Consider the following 16,577-nt stretch of genomic DNA (forward strand, 5'->3'; position numbering starts at 1 on the left):
CTTACGCGGTTTGCGGGGTGAGGCGCTCGAACAGCGCTTCGAGTGTCGAGAATCGTTCATCGGCGCGCTCCATGGGCACCATGAACCTGAACTGGGTGGCGCCTTCGAATTTGTAGCGCTTGGGCTGGCCCTGGATCAGCTTGATCAGCACCAGCGGATCGACCGGGGTCTCGCTTTCGAATTCGATCTTGCCGCCTTGCGGGCCGGCATCGACCTTCTTGATCCCGAGCTTCTCCGCCTGCAGCTTGAGCAGGGTCAGGCGGATCAGGTTCTTGGTCGGCTCGGGGAGCAGGCCGAAGCGGTCGATCATCTCCACTTGCAGGTCGTTGAGGCCGTCTTCGTCCACCGCCGAGGCGATGCGCTTGTACAGGATCAGCCGCGCATGCACGTCGGGCAGGTAGTCCTCGGGAATCAGCGCCGGCAGGCGCAGGTTGATCTCCGGGCCACCGCCCAGCGGCTGGTCGAGGTTCGGCTGGGTACCCTTGCGGATCGCCTTGACCGCACGTTCGAGCATTTCCATGTAGAGGGTGAAACCCACCGCCTGGATCTGCCCGCTCTGGCCTTCGCCGAGCAGTTCGCCAGCACCGCGGATTTCCAGGTCGTTGGTCGCCAGCACGAAGCCGGCACCCAGATCCTGGGTGTTGGCGATGGCCTCCAGGCGCTTCTCCGCATCGGCGGTGATCTGCTGGCGCGGCGGCGTCAGCAGGTAGGCGTAGGCCTGGTGGTGGCTGCGTCCGACCCGGCCGCGCAACTGGTGCAGCTGGGCCAGGCCGAACTTGTCGGCGCGCTCGATGATGATGGTGTTGGCACTCGGCACGTCGATGCCGGTCTCGATGATGGTCGAGGCGATCAGCACGTTGAAGCGCTTGTGATAGAAGTCGCTCATCACCTGTTCGAGTTCGCGCTCGCGCATCTGCCCGTGGCCGATGCCGATGCGCGCCTCGGGCACGAGTTCGGCGAGGTCGGCGGCGCATTTCTCGATGCTCTTCACATCGTTGTGCAGGTAGTAGACCTGGCCGCCGCGCAACAGCTCGCGCAGCAGTGCTTCCTTGATCGTGCTCTTGTTCTGCTCCATGACGAAGGTGCGCACCGACAGGCGGCGGGCCGGCGGGGTGGCGATGATCGACAGATCGCGCATGCCCGACACCGCCATGTTCAGCGTGCGCGGGATCGGCGTGGCAGTCAGGGTGAGGATGTCGACTTCGCTGCGCAGGGCCTTGAGCTGTTCCTTCTGGCGCACGCCGAAACGGTGCTCCTCGTCGATGATGACCAGGCCCAGGTCCTTGAACTTGACGTCGTCCTGCAACAGCTTGTGGGTGCCGATGACGATATCGATCTTGCCCTCGGCCAGCTCGCCCATGGCGGTGCTGACTTCCTTGGCCGACTTGAAGCGGCTCATCACTTCAACGCTTACCGGCCAGTCGGCGAAGCGGTCGCGGAAGCTGTTGTAGTGCTGCTGGGCGAGCAGGGTGGTGGGCACCAGGATGGCCACCTGGCGACCGCTGTGCACAGCGATGAAGGCGGCGCGCATGGCCACCTCGGTCTTGCCGAAGCCGACGTCGCCGCAGACCAGGCGGTCCATCGGCTTGGCGGCAAGCATGTCCTCGCGCACCGCTTCGATGGCGTTCTGCTGGTCCGGGGTTTCCTCGAAGGGGAAGCCGGCGCTGAATGCGGCGTAATCGGCGGCCGGGTCGGCGAAGGCGTAACCCTTGCGCGCGGCGCGGCGGGCATAGATGTCGAGCAGCTCGGCGGCGACATCGCGAACCTGCTCGGCCGCCTTGCGCTTGGCCTTCTGCCACGTCTCGGAGCCGAGCCGGTGCAGCGGGGCCAGAGCGTCGTCGCTGCCGGTGTAGCGGGCGATCAGGTGCAGGTTGGCTACCGGCACGTAGAGCTTGGCGCCTTCGGCGTATTCCAGGGTGAGGAATTCGGCGGCCTGGTTGTCGATCTCCAAAGTCGCCAGGCCCAGGTAGCGGCCGACACCGTGGTCGATATGCACCACCGGGGCGCCTTCGCGCAGCTCGGTAAGGTTCTTGATCACCGCGTCGTTGCTGGCGTCGCTGCGTTTTTCGCGACGTCGGCGCTGCATCACGCGCTGGCCGAACAACGGGCTTTCGGCGACCAGCGCCAGGGCCGGGTCTTCCAGCACCAGGCCGTCGTCCAGCGGGGCGATGGTGATCGCCAGGCGATCTTTGCCGGTGACGAAGTCGAGCCAGCTGTCCACGGTCTGCGGGCGCAGTTTCAGGCGTTCGAGCAGTTCCAGGAGCACTTCGCGCCGGCCTGCGGATTCGGCGGTGAACAGTACGCGGCCGGGGAACTGGTCGAGGAACTCCGAAAGCGCGGCCAGCGGCTGGTTGGCCTTGGCCTCGATGGCCAGGTTCGGCAGTTTCTGCGCCGGGAAACGCTCGCGGCCGACGCCGGCATCCACGTCATCGGCGCTGACCACGATGCGCGGCCAGCCCTTGAGCCTGGCAAAGCAGTCTTCCACCGGCAGGAACAGCTCGGCGGGCGGCAGCAGTGGCCGGTTCGGATCGATGCGGCGCTCTTCGTAGCGGCCGCGCACGTCGTTCCAGAAATGCTCGGCGGCCTGTTCCACGCCCGGCAGGGAGAACACCTGGGTATCCTGGGGCAGGTAGTCGAACAGGGTCGAGGTTTCATCGAAGAACAGCGGCAGGTAGTACTCGATGCCGGCGGGGATGATCCCGCTGGTGAGGTCCTGGAAGATCGGGCTGCGGCGGAAGTCCACGTCGAAGCGCTCGCGGAAGCGCGCCTTGAAGCGGGTCACCGCGTCCTTCTGCAGGGGGAATTCCCGCGCCGGCAGCAGGCGTACCGAGCCGACCTTGTCGATGGAGCGCTGGGTCTCCGGGTCGAAGGTGCGCAGGGTCTCGATCTCGTCGTCGAACAGATCGATGCGGTAGGGCAGCTTGCTGCCCATGGGGAACAGGTCGATCAGGGCGCCGCGCACGGCGAACTCGCCATGTTCGTAGACGGTGTCGACGCAGCGGTAGCCGCTGGCCTCCAGGCGGCTGCGCATCTGTTCCACATCGAGCTTCTGGCCGATATCCAGGACCAGGCTGCTGCCGAGCAGGAAGCGGGTTGGCGCCAGGCGGTGCAGGGCGGTGGTGATCGGCACCACCAGGATGCCGTGGTCCAGCTCCGGCAGGCGGTACAGGCTGGCGATCCGCTGCGAGATGATGTCCTGGTGCGGGGAGAACAGGTCGTAGGGCAGGGTTTCCCAATCGGGGAAGGGCAACACCGCCAGCTCCGGCGCGAAGAAGCGCAGTTCCTGTTCCAGCCGGTCGGCGCTCTGGCTATCGGCGGTCAGTAGCAGGGTGAAGCGCTTGGCGGCGCTGGCAGCCTCGGCGATGGCCAGGCTCAGGGCGGCGCCGGGCAGGTTGCCCCAGGTTTGTTTGCCGGCGGTGGCCGGAAGGTGCGGTAGACGCAGAACTGGCACGGGAGGTCGAGCTCCAAGCGTTGCGACAAAGAGATCGATTGTACCGGTCCGAAGCCCATGGGGTAAGGCTTGCAGTGGTCAAATTGGCGCGACGTAACGGGGGCGACAGGCGCTCATTGCTCGAACGAGAGCTCGGCGTCATAATGTAGCCCCTTTTTTCTGTCCCTACATGTGGAAGGTTCCCGTGACTCAGAAGCCCGACCAGTGTCTTGGTGAGTGGATTGATCGTGAAGCACTTGCAGAAGCGATGATCCCGCTTATCGGTCAGCTCTACCGCAATAACAACGTGGTGAGCTCGATCTATGGCCGCAGCCTGATCAACCGCTCGGTGATCTCGATCCTCAAAGCGCATCGCTTTGCCCGCCATCGCCAGAGCGACGAAACCGAACTGTCCGTCCACGAGACATTCCCCCTGCTCAAGGCCATGAGCGAGCTGAAACTGGGCGCCGCCTCGGTCGACCTGGGCAAGCTGGCCAACAAGTTCAAGCTCGAAGGCAACGGCCGCAGCGTCGAGCAGTTCGTCCGTGAAGAACTGGCCGAAGTGGTCGGTCAGCAGAACGCTTCCGCACGCAAGGGCACCGACGTCGTCCTGTACGGTTTCGGCCGCATCGGCCGCCTGCTGGCGCGCATCCTGATCGAGAAGACCGGTGGTGGCGACGGCCTGCGCCTGCGCGCCATCGTCGTGCGCAAGGGCGCGACCAACGACCTGATCAAGCGTGCCAGCCTGCTGCGTCGTGACTCGGTTCACGGCCCGTTCGACGGCACCATCACCGTCGACGAAGAGAACAACACCATCACCGCCAACGGCAACCTGATCCAGGTGATCTACGCCAAGGCGCCGAGCGAAGTCGACTACACCCAGTACGGTATCGACAACGCCCTGATCGTCGACAACACCGGTGTATGGCGCGACGCCGAGGGCCTGGGCCAGCACCTGGCCTGCCCGGGCGCTGCCCGCGTGATCCTCACCGCACCTGGCAAGGGCGCGCTGAAGAACATCGTGCACGGCATCAACCACGGCGACATCACTGCCGACGACAAGATCATCTCCGCCGCTTCCTGCACCACCAACGCCATCGTGCCGGTGCTGAAGGCGCTGAATGACCAGTACGGCATCGTCAACGGCCACGTCGAAACCGTTCACTCGTTCACCAACGACCAGAACCTGATCGACAACTTCCACAAGGGCAGCCGTCGCGGCCGTGCCGCGCCGCTGAACATGGTCATCACCGAGACCGGCGCCGCCACCGCAGCCGCCAAGGCACTGCCAGTGCTCAAGGGCAAGCTGACCGGCAATGCCATCCGCGTTCCGACGCCGAACGTCTCCATGGCGATCCTCAACCTGAACCTGGAAAAGGCCACGACTCGCGAAGAGCTGAACGAGTACCTGCGCCAGACCGCCATGCATTCCGAGCTGCACAAGCAGATCGACTACGTGAGCAGCCAGGAAGTGGTATCGACCGACTTCGTCGGTTCGCGTCACGCCGGTGTGGTCGACGCCGAAGCCACCATCTGCAACGAAAACCGTGTTGTCCTGTACGTCTGGTACGACAACGAATTCGGTTACAGCTGCCAGGTAGTGCGCGTGATGGAAGACATGGCTGGTGTGAACCCGCCTGCGTTCCCGCGCTAAGCTTGCTGGTGCGTTGAAAAGGAACGGGAGCCTGCGGGTTCCCGTTTTTTTTGGAGTTTTGTTTTGTTCTTGAGGGCCCTATCGCCGGCAACACCGGCTCCCACAGGTGGCGGTGCACGCAATTCCTGTGGGAGCCGGCGTTGCCGGCGATGAGGCCCTCAAGGCTTGCCTAGGAGGACGGTTTGAAACCAATCCTGAGCACCCTCTGTGCCCTGATAATCCTGACCGGATGCAGCAAACCCGACCCGGTCGAGCGCCTCACCGGCCCCACCATGGGCAGCACCTGGACCGTGCAATACGTCCCGCCCGCCTCGGGCCCGGACGCCGGCCAGGTCAAGCAGGAGATCGAAAGCATCCTCGCCGAGATCGACCAGCATTTCTCCACCTACCGCAGCGACTCCGAAGTCGCCCGCTTCAACCGCCTGCCCGCCGACAGTTGCCAGCCGATGCCTGCCGATGTGCTCAAGCTGGTGCGCCTGGGCGAAACCCTCTGGCGCGAAAGTGGTGGCGCCTTCGATCTCAGCGTCGAACCCTTGATGGACCTTTGGGGCTTCGGTCCGCAGTCGCGCGAAGAAAAAGTCCCCTCTGCCGAGCGCCTGGCCGAAGTCCGCCAGCGCGTAGGGCAGGGCCATCTGCGTATCGACGGCCAGCAGTTATGCAAGGACATCGCCCTGGAGCTGGACTTCAACAGCATCGCCGCCGGCTTCAGTGTCGATCGCATCGTCGAACGCCTGCACGCGCTGGGCATCGACGACCTGCTGGTGGAAGTCACCGGCGAACTCAAGGCGGTCGGCCGCAAGCCCGATGGCAGCGCCTGGCGCGTGGCCCTGGAGTGGCCGCGGGAAGACCGCCAGATCGCCGAGCAGATCCTCGGCATCGATGGGCTTGGAGTGTCCACCTCGGGTGACTACCGCAACTATTTCGAGGAAAATGGCCAGCGCTTTTCCCACACCTTCGATGCCCGGCTCGGCAGGCCGATCGCTCATGCGCTGGCGGCGGTCACGGTGTTCGAGACTTCGGCGCTGGTAGCCGACGGTTATTCGACCCTGTTGCTGATCCTCGGGCCGGAGCAGGGTTGGGAATTCGCCGTGGCACAGAATCTGCCTGCGGTTTTCGTCATGCGTGCCGATAGCGGTTTTATCGCCCGTGTGACCCCGGCCTTCGAGCGGATCGTCGGTAGGAACGCAGGGAAAAACGAAGAATGAATGTCTTGCATGTAGTGCAGAGAAAAATAGCCTACGACGCGACCAAGGGTTAATGTGCGCGCCGTTCAAGCTTGATTAGACTGCACCCGAATTTTTTCATGGCGTCCAACCGTGCGCCATGATGCCCCGGTCGCCGGTGTGGCGCCCGGGCCTGTTCTGAAGGAGTACGCATGGCTGTCTACAACTACGACGTAGTGGTGCTGGGTTCCGGCCCCGCAGGAGAAGGGGCGGCAATGAATGCCGCCAAGGCAGGACGCAAGGTGGCGATGGTCGATAGCCGTCGCCAGGTCGGCGGCAACTGCACCCATCTGGGCACCATCCCGTCCAAGGCCCTGCGTCACTCGGTGCGCCAGATCATGCAGTTCAACACCAACCCGATGTTCCGGGCCATTGGCGAACCGCGCTGGTTCTCCTTCCCCGACGTGCTCAAGAGCGCCGAGAAGGTGATTTCCAAGCAGGTCGCCTCGCGCACCGGCTACTACGCGCGCAACCGCGTGGATGTCTTCGTCGGCACCGGCAGCTTCGCCGACGAGCAGACCGTGGAAGTGGTCTGTGCCAATGGTGTGGTCGAGAAACTGGTGGCCAAGCACATCATCATCGCCACCGGCTCGCGCCCTTATCGCCCTGCCGATATCGATTTCCATCACCCGCGCATCTACGATAGCGACACCATCCTCAGCCTCGGCCACACCCCGCGCAAGCTGATCGTCTACGGCGCCGGTGTGATCGGTTGCGAATATGCGTCGATCTTCAGCGGCCTGGGTGTCCTGGTGGAGCTGGTGGACAACCGTGGCCAGCTGCTGAGCTTCCTCGATTCGGAAATCTCCCAGGCCCTGAGCTATCACTTCAGCAACAACAACATCACCGTGCGTCACAACGAAGAGTACGAGCGCGTCGAAGGCCTGGACAACGGGGTGATCCTGCACCTGAAGTCGGGCAAGAAGATCAAGGCCGACGCCTTGCTGTGGTGCAACGGCCGGACCGGCAACACCGACAAGCTCGGGCTGGAAAACATCGGCATCAAGGTCAACAGTCGCGGCCAGATCGAAGTGGACGAGGCCTACCGTACCCAGGTGCCGAACATCTACGGCGCCGGTGACGTGATCGGCTGGCCGAGCCTGGCCAGTGCCGCCCATGACCAGGGCCGTTCCGCTGCCGGCAGCATCGTCGACAATGGCAGCTGGCGCTTCGTCAACGACGTGCCGACCGGGATCTACACCATTCCCGAGATCAGCTCGATCGGCAAGAACGAGCAGGAACTGACCCAGGCCAAGGTGCCTTACGAAGTGGGCAAGGCCTTCTTCAAGAGCATGGCCCGGGCGCAGATCGCCGGCGAGCCGCAAGGCATGCTGAAGATCCTGTTCCACCGTGAAACCCTGCAGATCCTCGGTGTGCACTGCTTCGGCTACCAGGCGTCGGAGATCGTCCATATCGGCCAGGCCATCATGGATCAGCCGGGTGAGCGCAATACCCTGAAGTACTTCGTCAACACCACCTTCAACTACCCGACCATGGCCGAAGCCTATCGGGTAGCGGCCTACGATGGCCTCAACCGGCTTTTTTGAGCGGCTCCGGCCGGTGGCCTGAGCCGGCCGGGGAGATCGATTTCAGCGATTCCCGAGGGTGGCAGTGGCCAAACCGGGAAAGTCTGTAATCAGGCTGTCCACGCCGAAGTCGGCGAGTCGGCGCATCAGCGCCGGCTCGTTGACTGTCCACACCGACACGTGCAATCCCTGGCGCTGGGCCTTGACCAGCCGCTCGGGGCTGCACAGCGTCCAGTTCAATGCCAGCAGCTCGCAACCGTAGTTCTGCGCGACCTTCAGCGGGTCGAGCCAGGCATATTCCGCCACCAGCCCGCGGGAAATGTCCGGGACCAGCTCCTGGGCGGCACCCAGTACTTCGCGGGAGCTGGAGGTGATGGTCACCTTGTCCAGCAGGCCGAAGCGCTGGGCCATTTCGCGAATGGCCAGGACGGTGGTTGCCGCACGGGTGCGCGAGGCGCTCTTGACCTCCAGTTGCCAGTGCTCGAACGGGCATTTCTCGAACAGCTCCTCAAGGCGCGGGATAGGGCAGGGCTGCACCCAGCCCGGACCACCCTTGCGCGCGTCGTAGGTCACCAGGTCGGTGGCGGGATGCTCGACCACCTTGCCGCGGCGGCCGGTGGTGCGTTTCAGGGTCGGGTCATGGATCACCATCAGCTCGTTGTCGGCCGACAGGTGCAGGTCGAGTTCGCAGCGCCGCACGCCGTGCCCGAGGCACTGCTGGAAGCTGGTCAGGGTGTTTTCCGGGGCTTCGCCCTTGGCGCCGCGATGGCCGTAGATCTGCGTCACGTTTGTTCCTTCAATGAAAAAGACCGAAAGCTGAAAATCAGGAAGTCGGTGGGGCGTTCTGTTCCAGTGCCTGGCGGCGTTGCTGTTGCTGGCGTTGCAGGATATAGCGGGCGAGCAACTGGCGCTGGGCATCGCTCATGTCGATGAACACGCAGCCCAGCTCGTAGCTGCCGTCGGCCCGCCTGGCGCAATGGGTGACCTTGCCGCGCAGGAGCAGGCCGGAAGCCCGGGGCATCAGCACCATCTTGAGGGCGACGCGGCTGCCGGGCTCGAAGGGCTCGGGGCTGTTGAACTCGACCCCGCCTTCGGAGAGCTTTACCGGTTGCGGTGCGCCGATCTCGCCGATCAAGGTCTGCGCGAGTACCGCGCTGAGCAGGTCGATGCGTTTGTTCTGGGCCTTGAGGAAGGCGGCGAGGGTGCGGTCCTTCTCGCTCAGCTGGCGCAGCAGGTGCTGGGATTCGAACTCGCTCAGGTGCAGTTCGCTGAGCAGATTGAACAGCGGGGAATCATCTTGCAATAAGTCCGTGCCAAGGGCCTCCGCTGCGCTCAGCGGGCTAATTTCCAGTGCGATCCTGTCGTCGATACGGTAGTATTCGCGGCGATCTTCTTCATCTAATGTCGACATGGCGAACCCATGGTTACGGCGGTGGTCTGAGTGTAAATCCGCTGTCCTGCCCCCGCCACAAGGACGTTCCTCTTTCATCCGAACAAGCCCCGACATGTTCAGACCTCTTTTCGTCTACATCGGCACGCGCTACACCCGTGCCAAGCGTCGCAACCACTTCGTCTCGTTCATTTCCCTGACCTCGATGATCGGCCTCGCCCTTGGCGTGGTGGTGATGATCGTGGTGCTCTCGGTCATGAACGGTTTCGACCATGAGATGCGTACCCGGGTCCTGGGCATGGTCCCTCATGCGACCCTCGAGACCGGGCAACCGCTGACCGACTGGCCAGCCCTTGCCGATCAAGTAAAGCAGAATCCATCGGTGCTCGATGTCGCGCCCTTCACCCAGATGCAGGGGCTGCTGACCCACGCCGGCAAGGTACAGAAGGTCCTGCTCAATGGGGTTGACCCGGCGCAGGAGCGCAAGGTTTCGATTATCGGCGACTTTATCCGGCAGGGGCGGCTGGAAGACCTGGCGCCCGGTGACTTCGGCATCATGATCGGCGACAAGGCCGCGAGCAGGCTGGGTGTCGGCATCGGCGACAAGGTGACCTTCGTCGCCCCCGAGGTCACCGTGACCCCGGCCGGCATGTTCCCGCGCATGAAGCGCTTCACCGTGGTCGGCACCTTCCATGTCGGCGCAGGCGAGATCGATGGCTTCCTGGGGCTGACCAACATCGCCGACCTGTCGCGCCTGCATCGCTGGAAACCGGACCAGGTCCAGGGCCTGCGCTTGAAGTTCGACGACCTGTTCCAGGCCCCGCGCATTGCCTACAACATTGCCCATCAACTGGGCGACCAGGAGTTCTACGCCCGCGACTGGACCCGCAGCTACGGCAACCTGTACCAGGCGATCCGCATGGAGAAGGCGATGATCGGCCTGCTCCTGCTGCTGATCGTCGCCGTGGCGGCGTTCAACATCATTTCCACCCTGGTCATGGTGGTGAACGACAAGCGCGGCGATATCGCCATCCTGCGTACCCTGGGCTCCACGCCGCGACAGATCATGGCGATCTTCATGGTCCAGGGCACCATCATCGGCGTGCTCGGTACCGCCATCGGTGCCGTCGTCGGCATTCTTGCGGCGCTGAATGTCAGCGCCGCCATCGCCGGTCTGGAAACCCTGATCGGGCATAAATTCCTCAACGCCGACGTCTACTTCATCGACTACCTGCCGTCCCGGATCATGGCCGAGGACGTATGGATGGTCTGCGGCGCGGCGCTGGTCCTGAGTTTCCTCGCCACCTTGTATCCGGCCTGGCGTGCGGCACGCACCCAGCCTGCGGAGGCGCTTCGTTATGAGTGAGTTGGGCATGAGTGATAAAGCCGTACTGAGTTGCCGCAACCTGGGCAAGTCCTATGACGAGGGCCCGGAGTCGGTGCAGGTGCTGTCGAACCTGCAATTGGAACTGTTCCCCGGCGAGCGCGTGGCCATCGTCGGCAGTTCCGGATCGGGCAAGAGCACCTTGCTCAACCTGCTGGGTGGCCTCGATACCCCGAGCCAGGGCAGCGTGTGGCTGGCCGGCGAGGAACTGTCCGCCCTTGGCGAACGTGCCCGCGGCCTGCTGCGCAACCGCGCGCTGGGCTTCGTCTACCAGTTCCACCACTTGCTGCCCGAGTTCACCGCGCTGGAGAACGTGTGCATGCCGCTGTTGATCGGTCGTACCGCGATTCCCGAAGCCCGCGAGCGTGCCGAGGCGTTGCTCAAGCGCGTCGGCCTCGGTCATCGCCTGGGGCACAAGCCGGCCGAGCTGTCCGGTGGCGAGCGCCAGCGCGTGGCGATCGCCCGGGCGCTGGTCAACCGTCCCGGCCTGGTGATGCTCGACGAGCCGACCGGCAACCTCGACCAGCACACCGCCCAGGGTATCCAGGACCTGATGCGCGAATTGAGCACCTCGTCGCAGACCGCCTTCCTGGTGGTGACCCATGACCTGAACCTGGCCCGGCAGATGGACCGCGTGCTGCGCCTGGAAGAGGGCCACCTGGTTCCGATCTGAAGCGTCGATCTGACTCGTGGCGGGCGTCCGTGGCATAGCCGGACGCCCTGGTCGTTTTCCTTGCCTGGGTGCATCACTTCATGTTCAGACCCTTGTCCATTTTCATCGGCGCTCGCTACACCCGCGCCAAGCGCCGCAACCACTTCATCTCGTTCATTTCCATGACCTCGATGATCGGCCTGTCCTTGGGCGTGCTGGCGATGATCACCGTGCTCTCGGTGATGAACGGCTTCCAGCGCGAAATGAGCGCGCGCATTCTCGGCATGGTGCCCCACGCCATGATCATCGGCGCCAAGCCGCTGGATGACTGGCAGCCGGTGGCTGCGGCCGCCCTGAAGAATCCCGAGGTAGTCGCCGCGGTACCCTTCACCGAGATGGAAGGCATGCTGTCCTACAAGGGTTCGATGCAGCCGATCCAGGTCAGTGGCATCGACCCGGCCCAGGAAGGCAAGGTCTCGATCGTCACCCAACACATCGTCCAGGGCAGCCTTGAAGACCTGAAGCCGGGCGAATTCGGCGTGGTCGTCGGCGACATCACTGCGCGGCGCTTCCGTCTCAATGTCGGTGACAAGCTGACCCTTATCGTTCCGGAAGCGAGCAGCGAGCCGGGTGGCATCACGCCGCGCATGCAGCGCTTGAACGTGGTCGGCATCTTCAAGGTCGGTGCCGAACTGGACGGGTCCATGGCCATGGTCCATATGGCCGATGCCGCGCAGATGCAGCGCTGGGAGCCGAACCAGGTGCAAAGCGTGCGCCTGAAGATCAAGGACCTGTACGCCGCGCCGGCGGTTTCCGGCGCCATCGCCGGCAGCCTCGGCGACGGCTATCGTGCCGACGACTGGACCCACACCCAGGGCAGCCTGTTCAGCGCGATGAAGATGGAAAAGACCATGATCGGCCTGTTGCTGCTGATGATCATCGCGGTGGCGGCCTTCAACATCATCGCCACCCTGATCATGGTGGTGAACGACAAGGGGGCCGACATTGCGATCCTGCGCACCATCGGTGCCACACCGGGACAGATCATGGGCACCTTCATGGTCCAGGGCAGCCTGATCGGTGTGGTCGGCACCCTGATCGGCGGCGTGCTGGGCGTGGCCCTGGCACTGAACGTCAGCGACGTGGTGGGCTGGATCGAGCGCGTCAGCGGCCAGCACATCTTCACCTCCGACGTGTACTTCATCAGTTCGCTGCCGTCGGAACTGCAATGGGGCGATGTGGTGCTGATCTGCAGTGCCGGCCTGGTGATGAGCTTCCTCGCCACCATTTATCCGGCCTGGCGTGCCTCGCAGGTCGAGCCGGCGATGGCGCTGCGCTACGAATAAGCCTGCTCAGGCGGCGGGCAGCTCGATGATGAATCGGGTCCAGCCCGCCGCCGATTCGGCGCGAATGCTGCCGCCATGGGCGCGGACGATGGATTGGGTAATGGCCAGGCCCAGCCCGGCATGCTCGCTGCTGCCGGCCCGGCGTGCCGGATCGGCGCGATAGAAACGGTCGAACAGGCGCGGCAACAGCGCCGCGTCGATTGGCTCGCCGCGATTGGCGACTTCCAGGTGAATCCCGCCGTCGCATTCTTCGATACTGATCCTGATCTCTCCATCGCCGGGGGTGAAGCGCAGGGCATTGTCCAGCAGGTTGGACAGGGCGCGCCGCAGCATATGCCGGTCGCCGGCCAGGATCGCTTCTCCCGTGCGGCTCAAGCCAACCCCGGTGTCCTCGGCCAGCGCGCCGTAATACTCCAGCAACGCATCCGCTTCCCCGTGCAGCGCCAGCGGCTCGCGATTGGGCATCAGCAGGCCGTGGTCGGCCTTGGCCAGGTACAGCATGTCGTTGACCATCTGCGCCATCCGTTGCAGCTCTTCCAGGTTGCCGTGCAGGGCTTCCCGGTATTCGTCCAGGCTGCGCGGGCGGGTCAGGGTGACCTGGGTGTGGGTCAACAGGTTGGACAGCGGCGTGCGCAGCTCATGGGCGATATCTGCGGAGAAGGCTGAAAGGCGCTGGAAGGCGTCGTCCAGGCGTTCGAGCATGGCGTTCATGGTGCCGGCCAGCTCCGCCAGTTCCACGGGCATTTGCTCGACCGGCAGGCGCGTGGTCAGCGAGCGTGCGGATACGCTGGCGGCCACTTCGCCCATCCGGCGCAAGGGGCGCAGGCCGCTGCGCGCGGCCCAGGCGCCGAGCAGCGCAGTGGCCAGGGCGCTGAGGCCGACGGTCAGCCAGATCAGGTGCTGCATGCGCTGCAGGAAATGCTGGTGGTGGGTGATATCGAGGTACAGGGTCAGTCGGGCATCCGGCAATTGCACGTCGAGGCTGCGGTAATCGCTGTGGTCGGCGTGCAGGGTAGCGAGGCCTGGCGTGCCCGGGCTGTCGGGCAGGTTGCTGCGGCTGGCGAACCACAGGCTGCCGTCCTGGCCTTGCAGGCGCATGGCGAGATCCGCCTGGTGAGCCAGTTCTTCCTTCAGCCCGGGAAGCCGGGATTCGAGGGAGACAGGGCTGTCGACACCTTCAAGGATACGTTGCAGCACTGGCAGGCGGCTGTTCAGCAATTGCTGGTCCAGCTCGACGAAATGCGCCTCGCTGGCACGGCTGAACAGTATGCCCGCCAACAACGAAACCACCGCCGTGCAGGCAGCGAACAGCAGGGCCAGGCGTACGCCGAGGGACAGGCGGGGCATCAGGCTCGACGCTCTTCCAGCACATAACCCATGCCGCGCACCGTATGGATCAGCTTGTTCTCGTGGGCGTCGTCGATTTTCAGGCGCAGACGGCGGATCGCCACTTCGATGACGTTGGTGTCGCTGTCGAAATTCATGTCCCAGACCTGCGAGGCGATCAGCGACTTGGGCAGCACTTCGCCCTGGCGGCGCAGGAGCAGTTCGAGCAAAGCGAATTCCTTGGCGGTCAGGTCCAGGCGCTGGCCGGCGCGTTCAACGCGACGGCGGATCAGGTCCAGGCGCAGGTCGGCCAGGCCGAGGGTGGTTTCCTGCGCCGGATTGCTGCCGCGGCGCAGCAGGGTGCGGACCCGGGCCAGCAGCTCGGAAAAGGCAAACGGCTTGACCAGGTAATCGTCGGCACCCAGTTCCAGGCCGTGGACGCGGTCCTCGACGGCATCCCGGGCGGTGAGGAACAACACCGGCACGCTGTGGCCGGCGTCGCGCACCGCCTGGAGAATCTGCCAGCCGTCGCGGCCAGGCAGCATTACGTCAAGAATCAGCAGATCGTAGTCGCCGGTCAGGGCCATGAACTGGCCGGTTTCACCGTCGCTGGCCAGTTCCGTGCTGAACCCGGCCTCGCTGAGGCCCTGGCGCAGGTACTGGCCGGTCTTGGCCTGGTCTTCGACGATCAGCAGTTTCATTGGGGGACTCGGCTCGGGATGACGGTGACGTTATACCTGTCCGGCGAAGGAGCAGGGCGAAGCTGACAAAGTTGTAATCTTTTCGTCAGGTCGATGCCAGCGCGGTTTTTGCACCATGGCCCCCTGAACCGATTGCAACGAGGTACCCCGATGAAACGCGCACTGACCACCGTCCTGTTTACCTTGCTCAGCCTGCCGGCCCTGGCGGCACCGGACCAGGGGTTCGCCTTCGGCCAGCCAGCCCCGGCGGCCAAGGCGACCCGGACCGTCGAGGTGACCCTGGGAGACATGTACTTCGAGCCGCGTACCCTGGAGGTCAAGGCCGGCGAAACCGTGCGTTTCGTGGTGATCAACAAAGGGCAGGTGGCTCATGAGTTCAACCTCGGCGATGCGGCGATGCATGCGGCGCACCAGAAGGAAATGCTCGCCATGGCGCAGATGGATCACTCGAAAATGGGCCGCGGCGATATGAACCACGGCATGCAGCACGACGACCCCAACACGGTTCTGGTCCAGCCCGGACAACGGGGGGAACTGACCTGGACGTTCAGCAATTCCGCGCCCATCGAGTTCGCTTGCAATGTGCCTGGCCACTATCAGGCGGGGATGGTCGGCACGCTGAATATCGCCCGGTGAGCCATCCATGGCTCAAACCCGATAAACTACGACAATTTCGTCCTTCAGGTTTGAGCCATGCACCCCGCTGCAGAACACTCCCCGCTGGGTAAATCCAGCGAATACGTCTCCACCTACACCCCGTCCCTGCTGTTTCCCATCCCGCGCCTGGCGAAGTGGGCGGAGCTGGGCGTCAGCGGTGACAACCTGCCGTGGCAGGGCGTCGACTTCTGGAACTGCTTCGAGCTGTCCTGGCTGCTGCCTTCGGGCAAGCCGGTGGTGGCGATCGGCGAGTTCGCCATTCCTGCCGACTCGCCGAACATCATCGAGTCCAAGTCGTTCAAGTTGTATCTCAACTCGTTGAACCAGACGCCATTCGACGCCACCGAGGCGTTGCAGGCGTGCCTGGTGAAAGACCTCAGTGCCGCCGCCGGCAAGCCTGTGGGCGTGCGCATCCGCAGCCTGGGTGAAGTGTCTGGGGAGGGCGTAACGAGCCTGCCGGGGCAGTGCATCGACGATCTTGATGTCAGCATCAGCAACTATGAGCAGCCGCAGCCGGAACTGCTGCGCTGCAACCGGGACAAGCCGGTCGAGCAGGTACTGCACAGCCATTTGCTGAAATCCAACTGCCCGGTCACCGGCCAGCCGGACTGGGGCAGCGTGGTGGTGGACTATCGTGGGCCGGAGCTGGATGCCGCGAGTCTGCTGAGCTATCTGGTCAGCTTCCGCCAGCACGCGGACTTCCATGAGCAATGCGTGGAGCGGATCTGGCTGGACCTCAAGCGCCTGCTCGATCCCGAGCACCTGACCGTGTACGCGCGCTATGTGCGGCGTGGCGGGCTGGATATCAATCCGTACCGGAGCATGGGGCCGGTCGAGGTGGATAACCGGCGGTTGGTGCGGCAGTAATCTGTAAAGCTCCGCAAACCCTGTGGGAGCGGGTTTACCCGCGATTACGGTAGTGGATTCACCGACGCAATCGCGGGTGAACCCGCTCCCACAGGGGCCGCAGCGTTCTCTTGATCAGTGTTTCAGATTCCCATGCTCTGCAAGCTTTGCACGATATTGCGCAGGGTCGCCGTCAGCCCCGGGTGATCCACCTCGAAGCGCTCCACCGCCAGGTTCACACCGTCCACCAGGTTGTTGTCCTGGGTCGCGGCCTCGAGCTTGATCTGGGCATCGATCTGCTGCATCAGTTCATGCAGGTGGAGGCGCTCTTCTTCCGAGAGCGGCGGATCCTGCTCCAGTTGCTGGCGCAGGGTGTCGAGCTGGTGTTGCAGATCGCTGTTGGACATGGCGATTTCCCTTCTATCAATAGGCACAGCCATGG

The 16,577-nt window shown here is 64.0% G+C and carries 14 protein-coding genes; 8 read left to right on the top strand and 6 right to left on the bottom strand.

The window, feature by feature from the left end:
- Window position 1 precedes the first annotated feature (1 nt).
- The gene (mfd, locus tag ACPFMA_RS08930; RefSeq protein WP_064303182.1) at window positions 2-3,451 is read right to left on the bottom strand and encodes a transcription-repair coupling factor; all 3,450 of its coding nucleotides are present in this window, start codon (window positions 3,449-3,451) and stop codon (window positions 2-4) included.
- A gap of 169 nt (window positions 3,452-3,620) precedes the next feature.
- Here mfd and ACPFMA_RS08935 point away from each other — a divergent pair, with 169 nt between their 5' ends.
- The 3 genes from ACPFMA_RS08935 to sthA all read left to right on the top strand — a co-directional run bounded on the left by ACPFMA_RS08935 (window position 3,621) and on the right by sthA (window position 7,854).
- A complete protein-coding gene (locus ACPFMA_RS08935; RefSeq protein WP_009404630.1) occupies window positions 3,621-5,084 on the top strand; it encodes a glyceraldehyde-3-phosphate dehydrogenase in 1,464 nt (487 codons plus the stop codon).
- 182 nt (window positions 5,085-5,266) lie between these two features.
- Complete coding sequence (locus ACPFMA_RS08940) at window positions 5,267-6,289, top strand: FAD:protein FMN transferase (RefSeq protein ID WP_420059230.1); 1,023 nt, start codon at window positions 5,267-5,269, stop codon at window positions 6,287-6,289.
- A 170-nt stretch (window positions 6,290-6,459) separates the two neighbouring features.
- The gene (gene sthA / locus ACPFMA_RS08945) at window positions 6,460-7,854 is read left to right on the top strand and encodes a Si-specific NAD(P)(+) transhydrogenase (protein ID WP_009394761.1); all 1,395 of its coding nucleotides are present in this window, start codon (window positions 6,460-6,462) and stop codon (window positions 7,852-7,854) included.
- Window positions 7,855-7,896: 42 nt separating this feature from the next.
- On the opposite strand, the gene ACPFMA_RS08950 is transcribed toward sthA, so the two are convergent.
- Both ACPFMA_RS08950 and ACPFMA_RS08955 read right to left on the bottom strand, forming a co-directional pair.
- Entirely contained in the window at window positions 7,897-8,619 is a 723-nt protein-coding gene (locus ACPFMA_RS08950; protein WP_425930003.1) for a glycerophosphodiester phosphodiesterase, read from the bottom strand.
- A 37-nt stretch (window positions 8,620-8,656) separates the two neighbouring features.
- Window positions 8,657-9,244 (bottom strand): PilZ domain-containing protein, encoded by a 588-nt coding sequence (locus ACPFMA_RS08955; protein WP_420059231.1) that lies wholly within the window; start codon window positions 9,242-9,244, stop codon window positions 8,657-8,659.
- A 94-nt stretch (window positions 9,245-9,338) separates the two neighbouring features.
- On the opposite strand from ACPFMA_RS08955, the gene ACPFMA_RS08960 reads away from it, so the two are divergent.
- The 3 genes from ACPFMA_RS08960 (at window position 9,339) to ACPFMA_RS08970 (ending at window position 12,605) form a co-directional block, all read left to right on the top strand.
- A complete protein-coding gene (locus ACPFMA_RS08960; protein WP_009394767.1) occupies window positions 9,339-10,589 on the top strand; it encodes a lipoprotein-releasing ABC transporter permease subunit in 1,251 nt (416 codons plus the stop codon).
- Window positions 10,590-10,596: 7 nt separating this feature from the next.
- Window positions 10,597-11,280: a lipoprotein-releasing ABC transporter ATP-binding protein LolD gene (gene lolD / locus ACPFMA_RS08965; RefSeq protein ID WP_170394411.1), complete on the top strand. Its 684-nt coding sequence runs from the start codon at window positions 10,597-10,599 to the stop codon at window positions 11,278-11,280.
- 80 nt (window positions 11,281-11,360) lie between these two features.
- Window positions 11,361-12,605: a lipoprotein-releasing ABC transporter permease subunit gene (locus ACPFMA_RS08970; RefSeq protein ID WP_425930004.1), complete on the top strand. Its 1,245-nt coding sequence runs from the start codon at window positions 11,361-11,363 to the stop codon at window positions 12,603-12,605.
- A gap of 6 nt (window positions 12,606-12,611) precedes the next feature.
- On the opposite strand, the gene ACPFMA_RS08975 is transcribed toward ACPFMA_RS08970, so the two are convergent.
- Both ACPFMA_RS08975 and ACPFMA_RS08980 read right to left on the bottom strand, forming a co-directional pair.
- A complete protein-coding gene (locus ACPFMA_RS08975) occupies window positions 12,612-13,955 on the bottom strand; it encodes a heavy metal sensor histidine kinase (RefSeq protein ID WP_425930586.1) in 1,344 nt (447 codons plus the stop codon).
- Window positions 13,952-14,632, bottom strand: coding sequence for a heavy metal response regulator transcription factor (locus tag ACPFMA_RS08980; protein WP_009394771.1), 681 nt, complete (start codon window positions 14,630-14,632; stop codon window positions 13,952-13,954). Before ACPFMA_RS08980 ends, ACPFMA_RS08975 begins: the two co-directional genes overlap by 4 nt.
- 150 nt (window positions 14,633-14,782) lie before the next feature.
- Between ACPFMA_RS08980 and ACPFMA_RS08985 the strand changes: the two genes are divergently transcribed.
- Together ACPFMA_RS08985 and queF are read left to right on the top strand one after the other, a co-directional pair.
- A complete protein-coding gene (locus ACPFMA_RS08985) occupies window positions 14,783-15,268 on the top strand; it encodes a cupredoxin domain-containing protein (protein ID WP_425930005.1) in 486 nt (161 codons plus the stop codon).
- 57 nt (window positions 15,269-15,325) lie between these two features.
- On the top strand, window positions 15,326-16,156 hold the full coding sequence (gene queF, locus ACPFMA_RS08990) for an NADPH-dependent 7-cyano-7-deazaguanine reductase QueF (RefSeq protein ID WP_425930006.1): 831 nt from the start codon (window positions 15,326-15,328) through the stop codon (window positions 16,154-16,156).
- Between the two features lie 122 nt (window positions 16,157-16,278).
- Here queF and ACPFMA_RS08995 read toward each other — a convergent pair whose 3' ends face one another.
- Window positions 16,279-16,542: a DUF4404 family protein gene (locus ACPFMA_RS08995; RefSeq protein WP_009394774.1), complete on the bottom strand. Its 264-nt coding sequence runs from the start codon at window positions 16,540-16,542 to the stop codon at window positions 16,279-16,281.
- Between the last annotated feature and the right edge of the window lie 35 nt (window positions 16,543-16,577).

This window comes from Pseudomonas sp. NyZ201, assembly GCF_049860765.1.
Classification (GTDB): Bacteria; Pseudomonadota; Gammaproteobacteria; order Pseudomonadales; family Pseudomonadaceae; genus Aquipseudomonas; species Aquipseudomonas bharatica.